Annotated in this window: 21 protein-coding genes; 10 read left to right on the top strand and 11 right to left on the bottom strand. The window is 66.8% G+C overall.

Annotated features, from left to right (window positions below; all coding sequences use genetic code 11):
* Window positions 1-69: 69 nt before the first annotated feature.
* Window positions 70-261, top strand: a complete 192-nt coding sequence (locus ACQY4K_RS10715; RefSeq protein WP_428390197.1) for a CsbD family protein — start codon at window positions 70-72, stop codon at window positions 259-261.
* Here the strand turns inward: ACQY4K_RS10715 and rsmI are convergent.
* Complete coding sequence (gene rsmI, locus ACQY4K_RS10710) at window positions 251-1,180, bottom strand: 16S rRNA (cytidine(1402)-2'-O)-methyltransferase (RefSeq protein ID WP_428390196.1); 930 nt, start codon at window positions 1,178-1,180, stop codon at window positions 251-253. The genes ACQY4K_RS10715 and rsmI overlap by 11 nt on opposite strands.
* Window positions 1,181-1,284: 104 nt before the next feature.
* Between rsmI and ACQY4K_RS10705 the strand changes: the two genes are divergently transcribed.
* On the top strand, window positions 1,285-2,481 hold the full coding sequence (locus ACQY4K_RS10705) for a penicillin-binding protein activator (protein ID WP_428396072.1): 1,197 nt from the start codon (window positions 1,285-1,287) through the stop codon (window positions 2,479-2,481).
* Window positions 2,482-2,487: 6 nt separating this feature from the next.
* Here the strand turns inward: ACQY4K_RS10705 and ACQY4K_RS10700 are convergent, their stop codons facing one another.
* From ACQY4K_RS10700 to fabI, 6 genes are all read right to left on the bottom strand, one after another.
* Complete coding sequence (locus ACQY4K_RS10700) at window positions 2,488-2,853, bottom strand: hypothetical protein (RefSeq protein ID WP_428390195.1); 366 nt, start codon at window positions 2,851-2,853, stop codon at window positions 2,488-2,490.
* A 214-nt stretch (window positions 2,854-3,067) separates the two neighbouring features.
* Window positions 3,068-4,051: a tetraacyldisaccharide 4'-kinase gene (gene lpxK / locus ACQY4K_RS10695; RefSeq protein WP_428390194.1), complete on the bottom strand. Its 984-nt coding sequence runs from the start codon at window positions 4,049-4,051 to the stop codon at window positions 3,068-3,070.
* A complete protein-coding gene (locus ACQY4K_RS10690; RefSeq protein WP_428390193.1) occupies window positions 4,051-5,337 on the bottom strand; it encodes a 3-deoxy-D-manno-octulosonic acid transferase in 1,287 nt (428 codons plus the stop codon). Before ACQY4K_RS10690 ends, lpxK begins: the two co-directional genes overlap by 1 nt.
* A complete protein-coding gene (locus tag ACQY4K_RS10685) occupies window positions 5,334-6,002 on the bottom strand; it encodes a lysophospholipid acyltransferase family protein (protein ID WP_428390192.1) in 669 nt (222 codons plus the stop codon). The genes ACQY4K_RS10690 and ACQY4K_RS10685 overlap by 4 nt, the downstream gene beginning before the upstream one ends.
* Window positions 6,003-6,031: 29 nt before the next feature.
* On the bottom strand, window positions 6,032-7,105 hold the full coding sequence (gene aroC / locus ACQY4K_RS10680; RefSeq protein WP_428390191.1) for a chorismate synthase: 1,074 nt from the start codon (window positions 7,103-7,105) through the stop codon (window positions 6,032-6,034).
* A 25-nt stretch (window positions 7,106-7,130) separates the two neighbouring features.
* Window positions 7,131-7,985, bottom strand: a complete 855-nt coding sequence (gene fabI, locus ACQY4K_RS10675) for an enoyl-ACP reductase FabI (protein ID WP_428390190.1) — start codon at window positions 7,983-7,985, stop codon at window positions 7,131-7,133.
* A gap of 112 nt (window positions 7,986-8,097) precedes the next feature.
* Between fabI and pdxH the strand changes: the two genes are divergently transcribed.
* Complete coding sequence (pdxH, locus tag ACQY4K_RS10670) at window positions 8,098-8,700, top strand: pyridoxamine 5'-phosphate oxidase (protein WP_428390189.1); 603 nt, start codon at window positions 8,098-8,100, stop codon at window positions 8,698-8,700.
* Between the two features lie 45 nt (window positions 8,701-8,745).
* Entirely contained in the window at window positions 8,746-9,621 is an 876-nt protein-coding gene (locus ACQY4K_RS10665) for a universal stress protein (RefSeq protein ID WP_428390188.1), read from the top strand.
* Between the two features lie 5 nt (window positions 9,622-9,626).
* Here the strand turns inward: ACQY4K_RS10665 and ACQY4K_RS10660 are convergent, their stop codons facing one another.
* The 3 genes from ACQY4K_RS10660 to ACQY4K_RS10650 are packed head-to-tail and all read right to left on the bottom strand — an operon-like array spanning window position 9,627 to window position 14,264.
* The gene (locus ACQY4K_RS10660) at window positions 9,627-10,289 is read right to left on the bottom strand and encodes a histidine phosphatase family protein (protein ID WP_428390187.1); all 663 of its coding nucleotides are present in this window, start codon (window positions 10,287-10,289) and stop codon (window positions 9,627-9,629) included.
* Between the two features lie 16 nt (window positions 10,290-10,305).
* Entirely contained in the window at window positions 10,306-12,207 is a 1,902-nt protein-coding gene (locus ACQY4K_RS10655; protein WP_428390186.1) for a potassium transporter Kup, read from the bottom strand.
* Window positions 12,208-12,209: 2 nt separating this feature from the next.
* Window positions 12,210-14,264, bottom strand: a complete 2,055-nt coding sequence (locus tag ACQY4K_RS10650) for a hypothetical protein (protein WP_428390185.1) — start codon at window positions 14,262-14,264, stop codon at window positions 12,210-12,212.
* A gap of 122 nt (window positions 14,265-14,386) precedes the next feature.
* On the opposite strand from ACQY4K_RS10650, the gene rfbB reads away from it, so the two are divergent.
* From rfbB to ACQY4K_RS10620, 6 genes are read left to right on the top strand one after another with little or no spacing between them, the layout of a single operon-like run.
* Entirely contained in the window at window positions 14,387-15,442 is a 1,056-nt protein-coding gene (rfbB, locus tag ACQY4K_RS10645; RefSeq protein WP_428390184.1) for a dTDP-glucose 4,6-dehydratase, read from the top strand.
* A 17-nt stretch (window positions 15,443-15,459) separates the two neighbouring features.
* Window positions 15,460-16,335: a glucose-1-phosphate thymidylyltransferase RfbA gene (gene rfbA, locus ACQY4K_RS10640; protein ID WP_428396070.1), complete on the top strand. Its 876-nt coding sequence runs from the start codon at window positions 15,460-15,462 to the stop codon at window positions 16,333-16,335.
* An 18-nt stretch (window positions 16,336-16,353) separates the two neighbouring features.
* Window positions 16,354-16,914, top strand: coding sequence for a dTDP-4-dehydrorhamnose 3,5-epimerase (rfbC, locus tag ACQY4K_RS10635; RefSeq protein ID WP_428390183.1), 561 nt, complete (start codon window positions 16,354-16,356; stop codon window positions 16,912-16,914).
* Window positions 16,911-17,795: a dTDP-4-dehydrorhamnose reductase gene (rfbD, locus tag ACQY4K_RS10630; protein WP_428390182.1), complete on the top strand. Its 885-nt coding sequence runs from the start codon at window positions 16,911-16,913 to the stop codon at window positions 17,793-17,795. The genes rfbC and rfbD overlap by 4 nt, the downstream gene beginning before the upstream one ends.
* Window positions 17,796-17,806: 11 nt before the next feature.
* On the top strand, window positions 17,807-18,823 hold the full coding sequence (locus ACQY4K_RS10625; protein ID WP_428390181.1) for a glycosyltransferase family 2 protein: 1,017 nt from the start codon (window positions 17,807-17,809) through the stop codon (window positions 18,821-18,823).
* A 14-nt stretch (window positions 18,824-18,837) separates the two neighbouring features.
* The gene (locus tag ACQY4K_RS10620; RefSeq protein WP_428390180.1) at window positions 18,838-19,248 is read left to right on the top strand and encodes a hypothetical protein; all 411 of its coding nucleotides are present in this window, start codon (window positions 18,838-18,840) and stop codon (window positions 19,246-19,248) included.
* Here ACQY4K_RS10620 and ACQY4K_RS10615 read toward each other — a convergent pair.
* Window positions 19,245-20,666 carry an MATE family efflux transporter gene (locus ACQY4K_RS10615; protein ID WP_428390179.1) on the bottom strand — a complete coding sequence of 474 codons (1,422 nt, stop codon included), beginning with the start codon at window positions 20,664-20,666 and terminating at the stop codon, window positions 19,245-19,247. The genes ACQY4K_RS10620 and ACQY4K_RS10615 overlap by 4 nt on opposite strands.
* Window positions 20,667-20,676 lie beyond the last annotated feature (10 nt).

Below are 20,676 nucleotides of genomic sequence, written 5' to 3'. Positions count from 1 at the left end.
CGCAGACGCCAACGTGCAACCCGACCCGCAACCGCTCGTTAGTCACCTACGTCACAAAGGGAGGTTGTTATGGACAAGGACCGCACCACAGGCGTTGGCCATCAGGTCAAGGGCGCTGTCAAGCAAGGTGCCGGAAAAGTGACCGGCAACGAACGTCTGGAAGCTGAAGGTGTCGCCGAGAAGACAGGTGGTAAAGTGCAGGAAGGTGTCGGCAAGGGCAAGGACGCCGTACGCGACGTGACTGACAGTATCAAGAAGTAATTTCGTCGTCGGCGGTGCGTTCTGGTACCGCCGACAACGCCAGAGCCCTTGCGTAAACGACTTTTCTAGGCAGATCCACAAGGCCAGCGACGAGACTTGCTGCGTCCTTTACCGAGAGTGTTCGGAGGGCTTCGCTGAGGTGGTGGTCCACTTCCTCGGGTGCAACAGCCGATTGCACCCCTGGTGCGATCATTACGGTGATCTCTCCACGTGCTGGGACAGCTCGGTAATGCTCGGCAAGGGCGGCCACAGTCCCGCGTTGCACGTCTTCAAAACGCTTGGTGAGTTCGCGCGCTACGGCGGCTTCGCGGTCGCCGCCGAACACAGCCTTCAAGTCTTCCAGCATGTCGACGAGCCGATGGGGCGCTTCATGCCAGATCATCGTGGCCGATAGCCCGGCCTGCTCGGCCGCTCGTAGTTGACCGAACGTTGCGCGCCGTGCGGAGTGACGGGCTGGTGGAAACGCCAGGAACAGAAACGGGTGGGGCGGGAGCCCCGATAGGGTCAATGCCATCATCATGGCAGTTGGTCCAGGTGCCGCGGTTACAGGCAGCCCAGCGGCAATTGCTGCACGGACCAACTGGAAGCCGGGGTCCGACAATAGTGGTGTGCCGGCGTCGCAAACTAGGGCAATTCGCTTGCCCTGGCGGAGAAGGTCCAGAAGTGTGGGGATCTTCTGGCGCTCATTATGGTCATGCAATGCCATCAGGCGCGATGAAATCTGCCAGGCGGAGAAAAGCTTGGCGGTGACACGCGTATCCTCGCAGAGCACCAGATCAGCCTGCGCGAGACAGGCGGCTGCACGGGCGGTGAGATCGGACAGGTTGCCGATCGGGGTCGAGACGAGCACAAGACCGTCGGGAACCTGGATGCCGCGATCGGGGAATGGAGGGGGAACGGGTGATGCTTCGTCGGACATGGGTCTTCCTGCAGCACCTCCATGCGGCTCGTCCAGTGTTGGCCTGGCGCATTATCGTGGGAGCCAGTCCACTTGTGCTGCTTGCGGCCTGCACCAGCGGGCCGATGTCGGTCTTTGGCATGGGCAGTTCGCCTCCGCCGCCGGCGCCGGGAATGGCAGGGGAACCGGGCAGCGCGCTATTGAACCCGTCTAGCACCCGGGTCGGGGTGCTTTTGCCGCTCACCGGAGCAAATGCAGTCCTCGGACAGGCTATGTTGAAGTCGGCACAACTAGCTCTCGCCTCCCCAGGCTCGCCGCCCCTGGATGCGCAGGACACCGCGGCCGGCGGCGCCGCCAAAGCAGCTCAAGCCGCCCTCGATGCAGGTGACGGCATCCTGCTTGGGCCCTTGACTTCCTTGAACACCGCTGAGGCGAGCCCGATTGCGCGGAGCGCCAAGGTGCCGATGCTGGCGTTCACAAGCGTCGTCGCCGAAGCCCAACCTGGGGTTTGGGTGCTCGGCATCACACCCGAGCAACAGGTGCGCCGGCTTGTGTTCGCGGCCAAGGCAGAGGGCCGGATGCATGTCGCCGCCTTCCTCCCTGACAACGCATTGGGCAATGCCATGGCCGCGAGCCTTGATCAGGCTTGCGCGGATGCCGGCCTGCCGCCTCCAAACGTGGTGCAGCATGGCGGCACGATGGAGGGCATAAACGCGGCGATGCGCGCGCTCGCCGACTTTGCCGACCGGCGCGGCGCCATTGAACAGAAGATCAAGGACGATAAGGCCAGCGACGATCCTGTCGTTCGTGCGCAGGCCGACGCTCTTGCCCAGACGCCGATCCCGCCGCCGCCGTTCGATGCGCTGCTGCTTGCCGACACCGGCGTGCAGCTGCAGGAGGTGATCTCGGTTCTACGCTACTACGACGTCACCAGCACGCAGGTGCGGATCATGGGCCCAGGTCTGTGGAGTGCTTTTGCTGGCAAGCTCGGTGCCTTGTCAGGGGCTTGGTTCGCCGACCCCGACGATCAGGATCGGCTCGGCTTCGTACAGCGTTATCAGGCGGCGTACGGCGTCGCGCCAAAGCCGCTTGCGGATATTTCCTATGATGCGGCAGCACTTGCGCGGAGTCTTGCACAATCCGGCGGCTACAGCTTTGACGCGTTGACGCGGCCGGACGGATTTGCCGGCGTTGACGGCACCTTCGCCTTGCAACCGGACGGCCATGTGCGGCGCGGGCTCGCGATCTTTCAGATCCAACCCGGCGGCGGTGCCGCGATCGTGCAGCCGGCGCCCAAAGTGCTGAACAACACGACGAGCTGAGATGCCTCAGGCGGCGACGGTCGCGTCCATGGTCAGGACGGGACGGATGCAGTGCAGGGCCGCCTCAAAACTCGAGAAGCTGCCGAGCTTGTGGTTGCGGACATGGTCAATGACCAGCCAGCGCATCCCTTCGGGCCGGATCATGTAGGCAGGATCGGCGTTCTCGCGCACCCAGACCAGGACATGCTCGAGCATGACGGTGTCGCGGTCGCCGGCGGCGCGGGGGGAAACATCGGCATCGCACAGCCCCATGGAGGCGCCTGCCTGCAGCCAGCGCATCAGGTATTCCCGATGCCTCGGCAGAAAGCAGAGGCGCAAGGACACGACATTGGAGCTTTCCTGGAACGCCGCACTCATATCAGGCCCGGGCATATCGTGTCCCTCGCAATTTTGTGAGCAGACGGTAATCGGGCCGCACCCGTGCTGCCAACGGGATTCTGGCCTGCCCGCGCTGATGCCCTCGCTCCGCCGGAAGGCTGTGGCCGAATTGCAATAGTCCGTTACGAAAGCGCGTCGTCCAGAGACAAACCGCTCAGTTCCTGAGGCCTTGTCTCTCGTTTGCGGCACCTGTGCGATGTGGGCGGTGTTACATAATTGCGTCTGCCATGACCTCGTCGAGCAGGGCTTCGATCGCCGTTGCCTGCTGCCAACGCAAAGCGACATCAATGACGTGGACAAAGGGGCGGAACGTCGGGGTAAGCCGAACGGCGTCCTTCGGCGTGGTGACCAGCCGCGCATTTCTGACGGCGGCATAGGCCGCGAGCCGATCAAGCTCGTGAGCTCGGTAGCGGTGATGGTCGGGGAATTGGACCCGGCCGACCACCTCCAGGCCGGTCTGATCCAGGGAGCTGAAGAACTTTTCAGGGCGTCCGATGCCGGCGAAGGCGACCAGTTTCTGGCGTTGCAAGCGGCTGGCGTCCGGGGCAAGCGCCAGGGTCGCCGGCAGCACCGGAAGGCGCCCCGGAAGCTGCTGACGCGAGGCGACCTGATCGGGTCCGATCAGGATCGCGGCGCGAGCGCGTGCGGCGCCATCGCGGATGCGTTCGCGCAGTGGGCCGGCCGGAAGCAGGCGGCCATTGCCGAACCCTGCCGCGCCGTCGATGACCAGGAGGACGCAGTCCTGCACGAGCCCTGGGTTCTGCATGCCGTCATCCATAACCAGGCACTGTGCACCGGCGCGGATTGCCTGGCGCGCCGCGGCGGCGCGGTCGGCACTGACCCAGGTATCGGCGACCCGCGCGAGCAGTAGGGCCTCATCTCCGACCAGGGCTGCGTCGTGGAGCAGAGGGTCGACACGAACAACACCGCACGCCGCCCCACCGTAACCGCGTGTCAGCGCGTGTGCTGCGACCCCCCGGCGGCGCAGCCGGGCGAGAATATCGAGCGCCAGGGTCGTCTTGCCGGAGCCGCCAACGACGAGATTGCCGCAGCAAATCACCGGCACCGGCGCCCGCCAGCGTGGCCGTCGCAGCCGGCGCGCGGTTGCCTGCGCGGTGATCAAGCCGAGCGGCGACAGCAGTAGCGGAAGCACATGGGCGCTGGTATCGCTCCAGAACGCGGGAGCCCGCATCAGCGCGCCACGTCGTCGCACAGCGCCAGCAGGCGGCGGGCGAGCGTTGGTGCCACATCGGAGGCGGCGGTTGCGACCTGGTGGCCGGCAGACGCCGCACGATCGCACGCCTCGGGATCGTCCAGCATTTTGGCGGCCCAAAGCGCGACCGCGTCCGGCGAGGCCACGATCTCGATGGCACCCGTCGCACGCAGCGTCTCGACGGCATCGGCGAAGTTGAAAGAGCGTGGTCCGGTCGCCACGGCGCAGCCGAGCCTGGCAGGCTCGTATGGATTATGGCCGCCGCCCGGCCGCACACCATCAAGGCTGTTGCCGATGAAGGCGACCCGCGCCAGCCGGTAGAGCAGCCCCATCTCACCCAGGCTGTCGCAAACCCAGAAGCCGCGATCGGGATCGGGGTCTTGTCCAAGGCTGCGACGCGGCGCGCCATCGAGTTGTGCGGCGATGGCGGCACCGCGCGCCGGGTGGCGCGGTGCTATGACTGTCAGGAGTCGAGGCATAGTGCGGACCAGGACCGCACGCGCGTCTGCGATGACCGTCTCCTCCCCGGCATGGGTGCAGGCGGCCAGGAGCAATGGCCGGTTGCCGATGCACCGACGCAGCCGCTGCAATTCGACGATATCGACAGGGAGTTCGGGCGCGGCCGCCTTCAGATCACCTGGACTATCGACGACGGCCGCGCCGAGTGCGGTGAACCGCCGCGCATCTTCGTCGCTGCGCGCCGCGATCCAGCGGAACCGGCTGAGCGTCGCGCGGGCGAGCCTGGGCAGGCGTTGCCAGCCGCGCAGGCTGCGCGCCGAGAGCCGTCCGTTCACTAGCGCCATTGGCACGCGTGCCGCGTCGGCGCAGGCGATGAGGTTCGGCCAGAGTTCGCTCTCGACCAGCGCCATGGCCGAAGGATACCAGTGGCGCAGGAAGCGGTTAACCCAGCGTGGCACATCGAGCGGCACGAACTGGTGCAGCACACGGTCCGCGAGCCCAGATGCTGCCAGCCGCTCGGTCAGCAGCCGTTGCGACGTGAGGGAGCCCGTCGTTATCAGGATATGCAGCCCATCATCCAAACGGCACAGGGCTTCGAGCAGCGGCAGCACGGAAACGCTCTCGCCGACGCTGGCGGCATGTAGCCACAATAATTGCCCCTCGGGGCGCGGCAACGTGGCGCGGCCGCGCCGCTCGCCCACGCGATCCGGATGTTCCTTGCCCCGCAACAGTCGTAGCCGCAGGAATATAAGCAGACCGGGCTCGGCGAGCGAGGCGGCGAACCACCAGAGGCGACTGGCGATCATGAGTTGTTCGCTTTCTGATCGAGCGCCTGCAATGCCAGGGTCAGGTGCTGCAATCCGGCTTCAGCGGCGTCGCGCGGAATGGCGATCGGGGGACCGCACAGGATGGTAACGCGGCTGAAGGGGAGTGGCAGCACCATGCGGTCCCATGATCGCGCGCGTGGCGTGGGTGCGAGCCGTGCCGCGATCGGCACCACCCGCACACCGGAGATCGCCGCAAGCTGCGCCGCTCCGGGTTGCATGACCCGTCTCGGTCCACGCGGCCCGTCCGGTGTCAGGGAGACGATCCGTCCGGCGCGCAGCAAGCGGAGCAGGCCGCGCAGCCCCGAGGCACCTCCTTTGTCGGGTTTGCCGACTCTGGCGGACGAACCCGCGACGCTGTCGATCTGCCAGCGCCGCATGACCTGGGCGATCATGCGTCCGTCGCGGTGCCGGCTGACCAGCGCGTTCAGCGAGAGCGCCGGGTTCTGCCTGCGGGCCCGCCACCACAGGATTGGCACTACCGGAAGATATTCATGCCAGAAGATGACGATCGCGGCCTCGCCGGTCTGCCCGGTCAGCAGCTTCCAGCTCTGCGGATCCGCATCGATCTCCCAGCGGCTGGTGCGCAGCGCGGCATCGAGATACAGGCCGAGCACTTGCGCCAGAACGTTCCGGTTATGTTTCACGTGAAACGATCCACAGGCTGGCGATGCGCCTAGTCGGGGTTCTGCGCCCGGTGCCGCAGCAGATGGTCGGCTAACACGCAGGCGAGCATCGCTTCGCCCACCGGCACGGCACGAATGCCGACGCAGGGATCGTGTCGGCCGGTCGTGGCCACCGCGGCGTTCTCGCCGGCGCGCGTCACGGAGGCGACGGGTGTTGCAATCGAGCTGGTCGGCTTGACGGCAAAGCGGGCGACGATCGGCTGGCCGGTCGAGATTCCGCCGATGATTCCGCCGGCGTGGTTCGTATCGAAGACGATGTGTCCTGCCTGCATGCGCATCGCGTCGGCATTCTGCTCACCCGAGGCCGCCGCCGCGGCAAACCCATCGCCGATCTCCACGGCCTTGACGGCATTGATCCCCATCAGCGCCGCCGCGATCTCCGCATCGAGCTTCCCATAGAGCGGGGCGCCGATCCCGGCGGGAACACCCGAGGTATGCAACTCGATGATCGCACCGGTGGACGAGCCGCGCTTGCGCACCTCGTCGAGATGATCTTCCCAGCCAGGCACCATGCCGGCATCCGGGCAGAAGAACGGGTTTTGCGAAACCTGTTCCCAGTCCCAGCGTGCCCGGTCGATCGCATGCGGCCCGATCTGCACCAGGGCACCGCGCACCACGACAGCCGCGCCGAGCACCAGGCGCGCGATTGCTCCCGCGGCGACCCGCACCGCGGTTTCACGGGCTGAGGCGCGGCCGCCGCCACGTGGATCGCGAATGCCGTACTTCATCTCGTAGGTCAGGTCGGCATGGCCCGGCCGGTAGCGATCGGCGATGGCGCCATAGTCCCGCGAGCGCTGATCAACGTTCTCGATGATCATCGAGATCGGCGTGCCTGTGGTCCGGCCCTCGAACAGGCCGGACAGGATGCGTACCTGGTCGGGCTCGCGACGCTGCGTGGTAAAGCGCGACTGGCCCGGGCGGCGGCGGTCGAGCCAGGGTTGGATGTCCGCTTCACTGAGCGCGATCCGGGGGGGACAGCCATCAACCACGCAGCCGATGGCCGGACCGTGGCTCTCGCCCCAACTCGTGACGCGGAACAGGTGCCCGAAACTGTTATGGGACACTGCCTCGGTTCTTCCCTGGCGCCTATCAGTCCGAAACGGCGGCGATATCGGGCGCCTTGGGATTCTTCATTCCCACCGTGTGATACCCGCTATCCACGTGATGCACCTCGCCGGTCACGCCGCTGGACAGCTCCGACAGCAGATAGAGCCCGGCGCCGCCCACGTCCTCGATGCTGACATTGCGCTCCAGCGGCGCATTGAGCTGGTTCCACTTCAGGATGTAGCGGAAATCGCCGATCCCGCTCGCGGCCAGGGTCTTGATCGGTCCGGCACTGATCGCGTTGACCCGTATGCCGGCACCCCCGAGGTCCGCTGCCAGATAGCGCACGGATGCCTCCAGCGCCGCTTTCGCCACGCCCATGACGTTGTAATGCGGCATCACCCGTTCGGCGCCGAGATAGGTCAGGGTCAGCAGCGAGCCGCCTGGCCGCATGATCGCGCTGGCTCTTTGGCAGACCGCGGTGAAGGAGAAGCAGGAGATGTCCATCGCCTGCAGGAAGGCGGCGCGCGGTGTATCGGCATATCGCCCGCGCAGATACGTCTTGTCTGCCCAGCCAATGGCATGGACCAGGAAATCAAGACCGCCCCACGCCCGCTGCACCTCCGCGAAGGTCTGATCCATCGCGGCGTCGTCCGCGACATCGCACGGGAGTACCAATGATGCGCCGACGCTGTGCGCCAGAGGACGCACCCGCTTCTCCAGCGCCTCACCCTGATAGGTGAAGGCGAGCTCCGCCCCCTGTGCCGCACAGGCCGCGGCGATGCCCCAGGCGATCGATCGGTCGTTGGCGACGCCCATGATAAGGCCGCGCCTGCCCTGCATCAGGGTGCCCCTGGCGGGACGGGATGGGGCGGGATGGGATGCAGCGCCGTCCGGCATCGGGCCTCGATCTGTCAAAAACGCGTCGGGACGACTTGACCGCCCCGGTTTGGTCCTGACACAGGCGTATGGCGCATACAAGGCCCCAGGAGACAGCCTAGGAGACAGACAGATGCCGGAGCCGAAAGAGCTGACGCCGACCGACCCGTTCGCCCTGTTCGCGAAATGGCTCGGTGAGGCCGAGGCGGGCGAGCCGAACGACCCCAACGCGATGGCGCTGGCGACGGTGAATACGCAGGACATGCCCTCCGTTCGTATGGTGCTGCTCAAGGCGTTCGATGCGCGGGGTTTCGTCTTCTATACGAACAAGCAGAGCCGCAAGGGAGACGAGCTCTCCGGCAACGGGCAGGCCGCCTTGCTGTTCCACTGGAAGAGCCTGCGTCGGCAGGTCCGCGTCAGGGGGCCTGTCGAGGATGTCACCGATGCCGAGGCGGACGCGTATTTCGCCAGCCGCTCCCGGGCGTCGCAACTCGGTGCCGCCGCGTCGGATCAGTCGCGGCCGCTCTCCTCGCGCACCGAGCTCGAGGGTCGTCTCGCCGAACTTGAGACGCGCTACGAGGGCCGCGACGTGCCCCGGCCGCCGCATTGGTCAGGATACCGGGTGCTGCCGACGGCGATCGAATTCTGGCAGGACATGCCGCACCGCCTACACGACCGCATGGTCTATTCCAAGGACGGCACGGACGGCTGGCAGACGACGCGGCTGTATCCATAACGCCGTCGTGTTAAGCTCAACGGACTGAAGGAAGTCCGACCAACCATGTCCGATATCCGAAAAATCCTGCTGCCGCTCAATGGCACGCCCAACGGCGAAGCGGCCCTCACCACCGGGATCATGCTCGCCCGCCGTTTCAATGCGCACCTGGCGGCGATGCACGTCCGTAGCGACAGCCGCGAGGTGGCGCCGCTGGCAGGCGAGGGGCTTTCCGGCGCCATGGTCGAGGAGATGATGACCGCGGCCGAACGCGAAGCCTCCCGGCGCTCGCTGATCGTGCGCGAGCTGTTCGACCGGCTCGTTGGCCAGGCCGGTTTCGAAGTTCGCGGCGGCCCGCCAACCGGTCCGTCCGAGGCGCCGAGCACCAGCTTTCGTTCGGTCATCGGCCGCGAGCACGAGATCGTCTCCTATGCCGCGCGTCTGTCGGACCTGACGGTGGTGCCGCATGCCGACTCCGGCGAAGAGGTCTCCTCGTCCGAGGCGCTGCACGCAGTGCTGTTCGACAGCGGCCGGCCGGTGGTGATCGCACCCAAGAAAGTGCCGCGCTTCGTCGGACGGCGTGTCTGCGTCGCCTGGAACGGCACCGGCGAGTCCGCCTCCGCCGTGCTCTCGGTTTTGCCGCTCCTGCAGGGTGCGGAGGCGGTCTGCGTGCTGCATTCCGAGGACTACCAACGCCGTGGACCAACCGCCGCCGACCTGCTCGGCTATCTCGCAATCCACGGCGTACGCGCCGAACTGCAATCGTTCAAGGCGATCGACAAGGAAGTCGGTGCCGGCCTGCTCGCCGGTTGCGTGAAGTTCGAGGCCGACCTGCTCGGGATGGGCGCCTACTCGCATTCACGCCTGCGACAGCTCATCCTCGGCGGCGTCACCCGCCACGTCCTGGAGCGGGCCTGTCTCGCCGTTCTGATGGCGCGGTGATCACGCTAAACGCCCGCCAGCTCATTCACCGCCACCACGCGCCACGATTGCGGGTGCCGCTCCAGGATCGTCACCGCCAGATTCTGCACCGAGAACCGCAGCGCCGTGTCGGCATCCACATCGAGCGCATGCGCCACCGCCGCCCTGATCGCGCCGCCATGACTTACCGCCACGATATCCTGCCCGTCATGTCTGTCCGCCAGCCGCTCGAGTGTTACTCCCACACGCGCGCAGACCTGCTCCATGCTCTCGCCGCCGGGCGGGACTTCATCGGCGGCGATCGACCAGAACACGTGCGCCGGCAAGACAAGCCTCGCCGGCAATGCGGCATGATCAAGTCCGTGCCAGTCTCCCATGCTCTGCTCGATCAGCCCCGCCTCGATCTCCCACGCCGTCTCGGGATAGCCCGCGCGCTGAATCGCGCGCGCCGTGTTCTGCGTGCGCGACAGCGGCGAGCAGTACCAGGCTTGTGTCCGCGGCAGACGCGCCGCTAGCGCCTCGTACATCCCCACCTGCGCAACCAGGCTTTCCGGGCATAGCGGCACATCGGTCGACCCGTAGAGCCGCATCCGTGCGTTCTGCTCCACGAGTGCATGGCGGATCAGCCAGAACCGGGTAACACCAGGCTGCAGCTCCGGGGCATCGAGAAACGGTACGCGCTCAGTCATTGTTATCCTGGCTTTGTCAAAGTCCGATCTGCCGCCCGACCTGCACGAAGCGATCTGCGGGCAGCATGAACCGGTCCGCGGAATGGACGGCATTGCGATACATGAAGGCGAACAGCATTCGCCTCCAAGATGCGATAAGCCGCACGCCCTGGTTGCGATCGCGTACCACCTCGTCGCGGGCCCCGATGAACAGTGCATCGCCGGGCACGATCGGGCAGCCTTCGTCATGCGCCAGCTGAAGTGCGCCGGTCAGATTCGGAATTTCGACGAAGCCGTAATGCGCAACCACATACCAGACGCCGCCCTCGAAGCGCTGCAACGTGATCCGCTTGGCTTGCGCCACCCGTGGCCGCTCCTCGAACGCCACCGTCAGGATCACCACGCTTTGTTGCAGGGCACCGAACTGTTCGACATGCGAGACCAGGGTCGGTGGAATCGGCTCGCGGTTGCGGGTGAGGAAAACGATGGTGCCCGGCACCCTGGGCACCCGGCTGTCGCTCAGGTGTTGCACGAAGGCGTTCGGGCTTGGCCGGTGCTCGTCCGCCCTGACCTTCAGCCCGGCAATTCCCTGTCGCCATGTGGTCATCGTCAGGAAGATCAGCAACCCGGCAAGCAGGGGCACATAGCCGCCGTCCAGGAACTTCAGCAGGTTGGCGATAAAGAAGCTCAGATCGATAAACAGGAAGAATGCCGCGAGCGGCAACGCTGCCGCGAGCGACCAGCCCGCCGGGCCACGCAGATAGTCGAACAGAAGCACTGTGGTGAGCAGCATGGTCGTGGCGATTGCGACGCCATAGGCCCCCGAGAGGTTTGATGCCTTGCCGAACGCCACGGCAATGGCGACGGTGCAGAGCATCATCGTCCAATTCACCGTCGGTACGTAGATCTGTCCGTACTCCCGGTCCGACGTCTGTCGGATGTTCAGTCCGGGAAACCAGCCGAGCTGCATCGCCTGGCGCGTCATCGAGAACACGCCGGTGATGATCGCCTGGCTGGCGATGATGGTCGCGAGTGTTGCCAGAACAACCATCGGCCAGATCGCCCAGGAGGCGATCGCTGGCGGCAGGATGCCGTAGAACGGATTTTCCGGCAGTTTGCGTAAGCCGATCAGGGACGCCGACTGCCCGGCATAGCAGAGCAGCAGGGCTGGCAGCACGATCGCGTACCAGGCCTGGCGGATCGGACCTCGGCCGACACTTCCCATGTCGGCATACAGCGCCTCTGCCCCGGTTACCGCGAGGAACACGCTGCCGAGCACCGCGAGACTACCCCAGCCGTGTTCAAGCAGGGTATCAAGCCCATAGCGCGGATCGACCGCCTTCATCACCTCCGGATGACGGAGCAGCGCCAGTGCCCCCAGACCGCCGATGGTCACGAACCACAGCAGCATGATCGGCCCAAATAGCTTGCCGATCCTCGCCGTGCCGAATGGCTGCAGACAGAACAGCCCGACCAGGATCAAGACCGCTATCGGCATCACCAGGTGGCTCAGCGCCGGTGTGGCGACCTGGATGCCCTCGATCGCGCTGAGCACCGAAATCGCCGGCGTCAGGATGCCGTCGCCGTAGAGCAGCGCACCGCCGAACAGGCCGATGCCGATCAGCACCGCCGCCGTCGATCCCTTCGCCGGACGTTCCGGCCGCGAGCCGGTGACGAGGGCCGTGAGGGCAAGGATACCGCCCTCTCCGTGATTGTCCGCCTTCATCACGAACACGCCATACTTCACCGAGACGGTCAGCAGCAGCGTCCAGACGATCAGCGACATCACACCCAATACGGTGTTCGTCGATACGTCCCCGCCGGAGGATTGCAGGACGGTCTGCATGGTATAAAGCGGGCTGGTTCCGAGATCGCCGTAGACGATCCCCAGCGCGCCGAACATCGCTCCCGTCAGCCCCGGCGTTGCCCTATCTGTCATGTTCAGCTGTTCGGTGCGTAGCTCGGCTCGGGATTGACCGCCTCCACGCACTCCCAATGGCGGAGCAGCAGGGCGATCTTGTCCAGCACCAGGCGTGCATCGGCGACCTCGCGGGCCAGCCTGCGGCCGACATCCAGCCCCTCGTGCGACGGCTCGCCCGACAGCAGCCGTGCGCCCGCGGAAATGCGCAAGGCGCCGGCCGCAGCACCTGTAAGAGCAGGATGGCGCACCGGCGCCGGCTGCCCGATATGGCACAAGGTACCACCGAGGCGCCGCTCCGATGGACTGGCGCCCGCCGGAAGTGCTCGCGCCACATCGGCGTTCAGCCAGCGATAAAGCCGTCGCGCCCGGTCCAAGCTCAGCGGCACGCCCGCTTCGATCACCAGAAAACTCAGGATGGTCTGCAACCGATCCCATGACCGAGCGCCGGTCTGATCGGATCCCTGGAGTGGCGCGCGATCGGGCGCCGGCACGTCGACCAAAGCGAGGCTCGGGTGTGCTGCGATCGCCTCGCGCACGCCGGAGAGAAAGAAGCTCAGTCGCGCGTGGACCTCGTCCGCCGGCACCGCGCCAAAAGCCCGCATCTCCGCCAGTGCTGCGTGCCAGCGCAACACCATGCCGAGATTGACGACGTCCGGCAGCGCGGCCGTCGCCGCCAGCTCTGGCCAGTCTGCTCTGCCGCAATAGGCCGATAGCCCCGCCGGCAGGCGACCGGCTGCTGTCAGGCGCGTGGCAACCGCGCGCGGCAGCAAGGCCGCGCCGCAGAATGGCGGGCCAGTGAAGAACTTCGATCCCGTAATCATCACCATCCAGCCGCGGGCCAGATAGTCGCGCACGCGCGCGCCCTCGAGACGTGCCTGGCAGGCATCGACGACGATGTCGATGGCCGCGCCATGACGCGCCTGCAGCCGCTCGAGGCAGGCGATCGACGGTGCAAGCAGCCCGGTCTTGGACAGGTCCAGCAGATGCAGCAACACGCGCCGACCCGCGTCTCGCTCAGCCTGCACGATGGCGGCACAATCGAACTCGATCTCGATGTCAGTGCGCGGCGCGCCATCTGCCCCGCGCACTGCCAGCGGCAACACCCGTGTGTCCGCGCGAAAGCCCGCGACCACCGCCCCCTTGTCGACCTGCTCGCACGCGGATGTGTCGGTGGCGAAATGCATCCCCCCGGCCGCCAGCGGCACCCCGGTGCCGGTCTCCTCCGGCGCTGTCAGAACCGAACCGACCGGCCCCAGGCACTCGGCCAGCGCCAGCACCACCAACTCGCAGTCGGTGCCCGACGCCGCAAGCACCACCTCGGATCCGGACGCCAACCCATAATGCGCGGCAATCCCCTGCCGCACCGCCTGCGCCTCCCGCCTTGCCGCGACCGCCTCATTGCCCTGCAAGCAAGCCACGGCGATCCGGCGGCGCGATGCCTCGGCGCCGCCGAAGCCGCGCTCCGACAGCGACGACGCGGTCGAGGAGGCGAACGTGATCGCCCAGGGCCGCGGCCGGTGCGAGCAGCCATAATGATTGAGACCGGTGCGCGGGTCGACCATCAGCCGCGCATCGCCGCCGCCGGCCATCAGCGACTCCGCCGGACCGCACTGTGCCCAGATGCCGCCCAGACGCTCGACCACTCCCCGAGGCAACACGCCGGACGCGCCCTGCAAGCTGCAAAGCTGCGTCCAGACCCGTTCCAGAACGGGCCAGCCCGGCACCGCTCGGGCGGCCATCGCTCGCAGCCAGGAGACCGGCTCGCGTGCCTCCGACGGTCCGTCGAGCTGCCAGAACAGAGCGGCGGTGCGTGCGGCGCACAAGCCGGCGAGGGCCGCCATGTCGCAGCCGGAATCGAGCAGCATCGAGAGTTCCAGCGCATGGCGGATATGAAATGCGCAGACCCGTGCGGAGCCGAGACACGCCGGCCCGAGCACGACCCCATCACCCGGACCAACACGGAAGGCGGGGCCAAGCGAAGCGTCGAAGCTCACCTGTCGCGTGTCTGAAACGACCCTCAGGTCCGGCCGTTCAAGTGCCGCCAGCAACTGCGCATTGAGCGTTTCGGAAAACATCAGGCGGTCCTGGCCACAGGAAAAAGCGTCATTACCGCGTGATTCTTTGCCGCACGAACTGTTGCTTGCGGCCTCGCACGCTGTCAAGTTGATGTGATCGCAGCGCGAGATAGGACGGCTTGATGCGGATTCTCCTGACTGGCGGATGCGGCTTCATCGGTTCCGCTGTCGTGCGGCACCTGATACGCGCCACCGACCACTCGGTCGTCAACATCGACAAGCTAACCTACGCCGCCTCCAAGGATGCGCTTGAGGAAGCCCATACCCACCCCCGCCACACCCTTGTCACGGCTGATATTACCGACCTTGCCACCATGCAGCAGGTGTTCGCCACGCACCGCCCCGATGCGGTCATGCACCTGGCCGCCGAAAGCCACGTCGACCGGTCCATCGACGGGCCGGCAGTGTTCATCCAGACCAATGTCGTCGGCACCTTTTCGCTCCTGGAAGCCGCGCGCGCCTACTGGACGTCGCTCGCCCCGAAAGCAAAGGCGGCGTTCCGGTTCCATCACATCTCCACCGACGAAGTCTTCGGCGCGCTCGCCCCGAATGATCCCCCATTCACCGAAACCACCCCCTACGACCCGCGCAGCCCATATTCCGCGAGCAAGGCCGCGTCCGATCATCTGGTCCGCGCCTGGCATCATACCTACGGGCTGCCCGCCTTTGTCACCAACACCACCAACAATTATGGCCCCTGGCACTTTCCCGAGAAGCTGATCCCGCTGGTGACGATCAACGCCATCGAAGGCCGCGAGCTGCCGGTCTATGGCGACGGCTCCAACCAGCGCGACTGGCTGTTCGTCGAGGATCACGCCGAGGCCCTGGTGCGCGCGGTCGAGCACGGGCAGCCGGGCGAGACCTACGCGATCGGGGCGCGCCAGCCACGCTCCAACCTCCAGGTGGTGCAGGCGATCTGCGGCGTGCTCGACGAATTGCATCCCGATCCGGCAGGACCGCGCACGCGCCTGATCCGCTACGTAACGGACCGTCCTGGACACGATTTCCGCTACGAGATCGACGCTTCGCACGCCATGCGGGCGCTGGACTGGCAGCCGGCGCACGATTTCGACCGTGGCATCAGGCGCACAGTGGGATGGTATCTCGACCATCAGAGCTGGTGGGAGGACATCCGCGCCAGGCGCTACACCGGTCAAAGGCTCGGAACCGCGGCATGAGCCCTCACGCCGAACCGATGAAGGGCATCCTACTGGCCGGGGGGTCGGGAACTCGGCTGCATCCGATGACCCTGGCGTCGAGCAAGCAACTGCTCCCGGTCTATGACAAACCGATGATCTACTATCCGCTCAGCACCCTGATGCTGGCCGGCATTCGTGACATCATGATCGTCTCCACGCCTGCCGATCTGCCGCAGTTCGAGCGGCTGCTCGGCGATGGCAGCGCGCTCGGTGTGCGCTTCACCTACCGCGTGCAACCGGCCCCGGACGGGATCGCGCAGGCCTTCCTGATCGCCGGCGACTGGCTGGCCGGCGCCCCCTGCGCGCTGGCACTCGGCGATAACCTGGTGTTCGCCGACCATCTCGGCCTGTCGCTGCGCGCCGCCGCCGGCCGCGCCGAGGGGGCGACGGTGTTCGCCTATCAGGTGCGCGATCCGGAACGCTACGGCGTGGTTACCTTCGACGAAACCGGACGGGCGCTGGAGGTGGTCGAGAAACCGGCGAACCCGCAATCCAACTGGGCGGTCATCGGGCTGTATTTCTATGACCACCGGGTCAGCGACTTCGCCCGCCGTATCGAGCCTTCGAGCCGCGGCGAGCTCGAGATTACCGATCTCAACCGCTTCTATCTCGAAGAGGGCTCGCTACAGGTTGAGCGTCTCGGCCGCGGCTGCGCCTGGCTCGATGCCGGTATGCCGGATAGCCTGATGCAGGCCGGCACCTTCGTGCAGACCATCCAGTCCCGTCAGGGCATGCTGGTCGGCTCGCCGGAAGAGGTCGCGTTTCGCATGGGCTTCATTGATGCGCAGGCGCTGCGCGGCCACGCCCGCCGGCTGAGCAAGACCGAGCTGGGGCGTTTGCTGCTGGAGCTTGCGGATGGCGTGCATAGCTGACGCCACAAGGAGGGCCCATTGAAGGTCGAGCGCCTCGCCATCCCCGACATCATCCTGCTGACCCCGCCGCGCTTCGGCGACAGCCGCGGCTTCTTCTCGGAGACCTACAACCTCACGCGCATGCACGATGCCGGCATCGACCTGCCTTTCGTGCAGGACAACCATAGCCTGTCGCGCCAGCGCGGCGTGGTGCGCGGCCTGCACTGCCAGCTCGCGCCGCACCCGCAGGGCAAGCTGGTGCGCTGCCTGCACGGGGCGATCTTCGACGTCGCTGTTGACGCACGCGTCGGCTCGCCAAGCTACGGCAAATGGGTGGGCGTGGAACTGTCCGAGGCGAACTGGTCGCAGCTGTGGATCCCGCCCGGCTTCCTGCACGGCTTCTGCACCCTCACCGAGGACGCCGAGGTTGCCTACAAATGCACCGACGTCTGGAACAAGGAGGCCGAGCGTGCGGTGATCTGGAACGACCCCGCTATCGGTATCGAATGGCCGATCGCCGCCGGCGAGGCGCTGTTGTCCGACAAGGACCAGCAGGCGCCCGGATTCGCGGCGGCGCACGGCTGGTTCCATCTCCCATGAAAGGTGCCATCCTGGTCACCGGCGGCGCCGGACAGCTCGCCACCTCCCTCGCCGTGCGCGGCGGCCCGCGGGTCCATCGTGTCGGGCGCCCGACATTCGATTTCGACCGGCCGGACAGCATTGCTTTGGTGTTCGAGCAGGTTGCACCATGGGCTGTGGTGAACGCCGCTGCCTGGACCGCCGTCGATGCCGCCGAAGCGCATCCCGAGGAGGCTGCCCGCGCCAATCGTGACGGCCCCGCGCTGCTGGCGCGGCTCTGCGCCAAGGCGGCTATCCCGTTCATCCACATCTCCACCGACTACGTCTTCGACGGCGACAAAGGCACCCCTTACGTCGAGACCGACCCGACCTCTCCCACGGGGGTCTATGGCCGCACCAAAGCCGAAGGCGAGCAGGCGGTGCTGGCCGCGAACCCGGGCAGCATCGTGCTGCGGACCTCCTGGGTCTATTCCGCCACCGGCAAGAACTTCGTGCGCACCATGCTCAATGCCGGCGCCAGGAACGCCACGCTCAAGGTCGTTGGCGACCAGCGCGGTGCCCCCACCAACGCGGACGACCTGGCCGCCGCCATCCTCGCCATCCTCGACGTTGTCGGCGACGACAGCCCGTCCTACGCCGGCCTGTATCACGCAGCCGGCGGCGGCGAGACCACCTGGCACGGTCTGGCCTCGGCCGCCCTGCACGACGCGGCCAGGCATGGCCGACCGATGCCCGAAGTGATCGCCATCTGCACCGCGGACTGGCCGACCCCGGCAAGACGCCCACCAGACTCCCGGCTCAATTGCGACAAACTGGAACGCGTGTTCGGCGTGCGCCTGCCGCCCTGGCGCCGCAGCCTCACCGCCACCGTCGACCGCCTGCTCGCCACACCCGATCCCTGACCGGAACCCGATTGACCCTCTTCGACGTAAGATTGCGCGAGGCCGGAACACGCAGCCAGGTGGCTGTCTCGCTCGGAACCGTGGCCGGCCCGCCCGCTGGGGCAATTGCCGTGCAAACGCCCGTGGCGATCCTGCTGTCCACCTATAACGGCGAAGCCTACCTCGCCGAACAGCTCGAAAGCTTCCTGGCCCAGACGCATGGCGGCTGGATCCTGTTCTGGCGTGACGACGGCTCGACCGATGCCACCGTGCGGCTGATGCAGGCATTCGCCGATGGACCTGGCACCGGACGCTGCCGCCGCATCGACCAGGACGGCCATCTCGGCATCACCGCCTCCTTCCTATGTCTGTTGCGTCGGGCTCCCGCCGATCATGTCGTCGCCTTCGCCGACCAGGATGACGTCTGGCTGCCCGGCAAGCTCGCGCGTGGGCTGCGCGCGCTGGGCGACCCCGGCATCCGGCACCCGGCACTCTATTGCGCCCGGCAACGGCTGGTCGACGGTTCGCTCAGGACCATCGGTCTGTCGCCACCGCTGGACCGGCTGCCGCCTTTCCCGGCTTCGCTCACCCAGAACATCGCCACCGGCTGCACGGTCATGCTCAATCCGGCGGCCGCCAAGGTCGTCGCAGCCAGCACACCGCCCGGCGGCACGCTGCATGATTGGTGGTCCTATTTGCTTGTGGGTGCCGTCGGCGGCCGCCTGATCGCCGACCCGGAGGCGGTGGTGCTCTACCGCCAGCACCGTGGGAACGCGGTCGGCGCGCCGAACTCGGTGCTGCGTCGCGGCGTCATGGCCCTTCGGCGCGGCCCGGATAGCTTCATGGTGCTGTTTCGAACCCACGTCGCCGAACTCGCGGCCCACGCCGACATCTTGTCGCCACCCGCGCGCGACGCGATCGCGCTGTTGCAGACGTCGCTCAGCGGCAACCGCCTGGCGCGGCTGCGCGCGATGCGCAGGCTTCCCCGCTTGACCCGCCGCACCCGGCTGGAGACCCTGCTGTTCAGGCTCTGGTTCCTGATCGGCTGAGAGGGTTTACGGCAATGAACCGCAACAGTGTGGCCCTCGTCTGGGGGGTGGGGGCGCTGATCGCCCTGGTGCTGATCTTCGCCGGGCCGAACCCGGTCGAGCGCGCGCTACAGAACGCCGCCGACCAGCTCCAGCTTGTCGTGGATCGGTTGAACGGCCCGACGATGGAGGCAATTCGGGGGATCGCGATCGCGCTCTATTGCGTGTTCCTCGGCTTGTGCGTCGTCGCCCTCCGGCGCGGCCAGTCGGCGATCGGCATCGCCATCGTGGTCTCGGTGCTGTTCCTGCTGCTCGCCGGCCACGTCTTCGCCTATGTGTTCTTCCTGCGCCGTCCGCACTGGGTGCTGGCATTGTTCGTGGCGCTGTTCGCCGCCCTCACCATGACCCGCCGCGTCAGTGTCCCGGGTCCCGTGCGACGGCGTTAGGTCGACTCTTCGCGTGCGAGTTCCGCCATCTCAACCATTGCCGCCTTGTTGCTCAGCGCCGGCATTGGCGAATCCAGCACGGTCGAAGCCCGGCCCGGGCGCAGCCTTCGTGTCAGCCAGAACGCGGTAATCACCGCCAGGATGCCGAACGGCACGCCGCCGAGTGCCGGGCCAATCAGCACGCCTGCGGCACCGTAACGCGCGCCAACCAGCACGAACGGGATCGTGCCCAAAGTGGCCCGTCCCCAGTTGAACAAGGTGGAGAGCAGCGGCCAGCCAAGATTGTTGAACGCGGTATTGGCGACGAACAATGTGCCGGTGAACAGGAAGCTCGCGACCACCCAGTTGCAGAACAGACGCAGCAGCGCCGCATCCTCGCCACGCGCCGCGAACAGGTCGATCAGCAGATCCTGAGACAGTCCAAGGATCACCCACATTACGAGCACGCAGCCCAGCACCAGCCCGAGCGCGCAGCCCAACGTCCGGCGCACACGGGCCACCTGATCGGCGCCAAGGTTCTGCGCCATGATCGGTCCGACCGAACCGGTCAGGGCGAACACGAAGGCGAACGCCACCGGCACGATCCGGTTGATGGTGGCAACCCCGGTCACCGCTTCCAGCCCGAAGCGCGCCATGACATGGGTGGTGAACGCGCCGCCGATCGGTGTTGCGATATTCGTCAGGATCGCCGGGATTGCGACCCCCACGACCGGGCGCACGTCGCCGGGCAGCGACCGCCAGACCGGTCGCACCAGGAAATGATGTCGACGCACCGCCAGCAGACCGAGGCCGGCCGTCGTGGCGCGCGAGATCACGGTGCCGATCGCCGCCCCCACGAGGCCCAGATGCAACGCGAAGATCAGCAGCGGATCGAGGCAGGCGAGCAGCCCGGCCGCCCATAAGGTCACGGTCATCGAGCGCCGCGCATCGCCCAGCGAGCGCAGCAGCGCCGAGCAGCCCATGCCGATCGCGATCAGCGGCAGGAACGGCGAGACGATCGTGACATAACGCGCCGCCGGCGGCACCACCCCGCCGCTGGCCCCGAGCGCGTGCAGAATCGGGCGCAGAAACAGCACCGTGGCGCCGCCGATCAGCAGCATCACTGCCGCCATGACCACCAGCGACGACGAGGCGGTGCGTCCAGCCTCAGCCCCGTTGCCCGCCCCGATCTTCCGCGAGACCACCGCACCGAGCCCGATCGTCATGCCGATCGAGATCGCCATCTGCAGGTAGCTCACGGCGCCGGTGAAGGCGACCGCGGCGGTCAGTTGCGGCTCGCGCAGCAGCGAGATGTAGAACAGGTTGAACAGGTCGACCGCGAACACGGCGACGAGCCCGAGCGTCCCGGCGCCGGCCATCGTCACGGTATGACGCAGGATCGAGCCGGTGCAGAAGCGGGCAGGGACGGATTTCGACATTCGCTCCATG

Origin of the sequence: Lichenicoccus sp. (assembly GCF_965276875.1) — a bacterium.
Taxonomy (GTDB): Bacteria; Pseudomonadota; Alphaproteobacteria; order Acetobacterales; family Acetobacteraceae; genus Lichenicoccus.
The sequence above is the reverse complement of the archived record's forward strand: the minus strand, read 5'-3'. Positions and strand labels throughout refer to the sequence as shown.

What these genes read in the sequence shown, in the direction of transcription:
- ACQY4K_RS10715 (WP_428390197.1), top strand. Translation starts at nt 70, where the DNA reads ATGGACAAGGACCGCACCACAGGCGTTGGCCATCAGGTCAAGGGCGCT.
- rsmI (WP_428390196.1), bottom strand. Translation starts at nt 1,180, where the DNA reads ATGTCCGACGAAGCATCACCCGTTCCCCCTCCATTCCCCGATCGCGGC.
- ACQY4K_RS10705 (WP_428396072.1), top strand. Translation starts at nt 1,285, where the DNA reads ATGTCGGTCTTTGGCATGGGCAGTTCGCCTCCGCCGCCGGCGCCGGGA.
- ACQY4K_RS10700 (WP_428390195.1), bottom strand. Translation starts at nt 2,853, where the DNA reads ATGCCCGGGCCTGATATGAGTGCGGCGTTCCAGGAAAGCTCCAATGTC.
- lpxK (WP_428390194.1), bottom strand. Translation starts at nt 4,051, where the DNA reads ATGCGGGCTCCCGCGTTCTGGAGCGATACCAGCGCCCATGTGCTTCCG.
- ACQY4K_RS10690 (WP_428390193.1), bottom strand. Translation starts at nt 5,337, where the DNA reads ATGATCGCCAGTCGCCTCTGGTGGTTCGCCGCCTCGCTCGCCGAGCCC.
- fabI (WP_428390190.1), bottom strand. Translation starts at nt 7,985, where the DNA reads ATGCCGGACGGCGCTGCATCCCATCCCGCCCCATCCCGTCCCGCCAGG.
- pdxH (WP_428390189.1), top strand. Translation starts at nt 8,098, where the DNA reads ATGCCGGAGCCGAAAGAGCTGACGCCGACCGACCCGTTCGCCCTGTTC.
- ACQY4K_RS10665 (WP_428390188.1), top strand. Translation starts at nt 8,746, where the DNA reads ATGTCCGATATCCGAAAAATCCTGCTGCCGCTCAATGGCACGCCCAAC.
- ACQY4K_RS10660 (WP_428390187.1), bottom strand. Translation starts at nt 10,289, where the DNA reads ATGACTGAGCGCGTACCGTTTCTCGATGCCCCGGAGCTGCAGCCTGGT.
- ACQY4K_RS10655 (WP_428390186.1), bottom strand. Translation starts at nt 12,207, where the DNA reads ATGACAGATAGGGCAACGCCGGGGCTGACGGGAGCGATGTTCGGCGCG.
- ACQY4K_RS10650 (WP_428390185.1), bottom strand. Translation starts at nt 14,264, where the DNA reads ATGTTTTCCGAAACGCTCAATGCGCAGTTGCTGGCGGCACTTGAACGG.
- rfbB (WP_428390184.1), top strand. Translation starts at nt 14,387, where the DNA reads ATGCGGATTCTCCTGACTGGCGGATGCGGCTTCATCGGTTCCGCTGTC.
- rfbA (WP_428396070.1), top strand. Translation starts at nt 15,460, where the DNA reads ATGAAGGGCATCCTACTGGCCGGGGGGTCGGGAACTCGGCTGCATCCG.
- rfbD (WP_428390182.1), top strand. Translation starts at nt 16,911, where the DNA reads ATGAAAGGTGCCATCCTGGTCACCGGCGGCGCCGGACAGCTCGCCACC.
- ACQY4K_RS10620 (WP_428390180.1), top strand. Translation starts at nt 18,838, where the DNA reads ATGAACCGCAACAGTGTGGCCCTCGTCTGGGGGGTGGGGGCGCTGATC.
- ACQY4K_RS10615 (WP_428390179.1), bottom strand. Translation starts at nt 20,666, where the DNA reads ATGTCGAAATCCGTCCCTGCCCGCTTCTGCACCGGCTCGATCCTGCGT.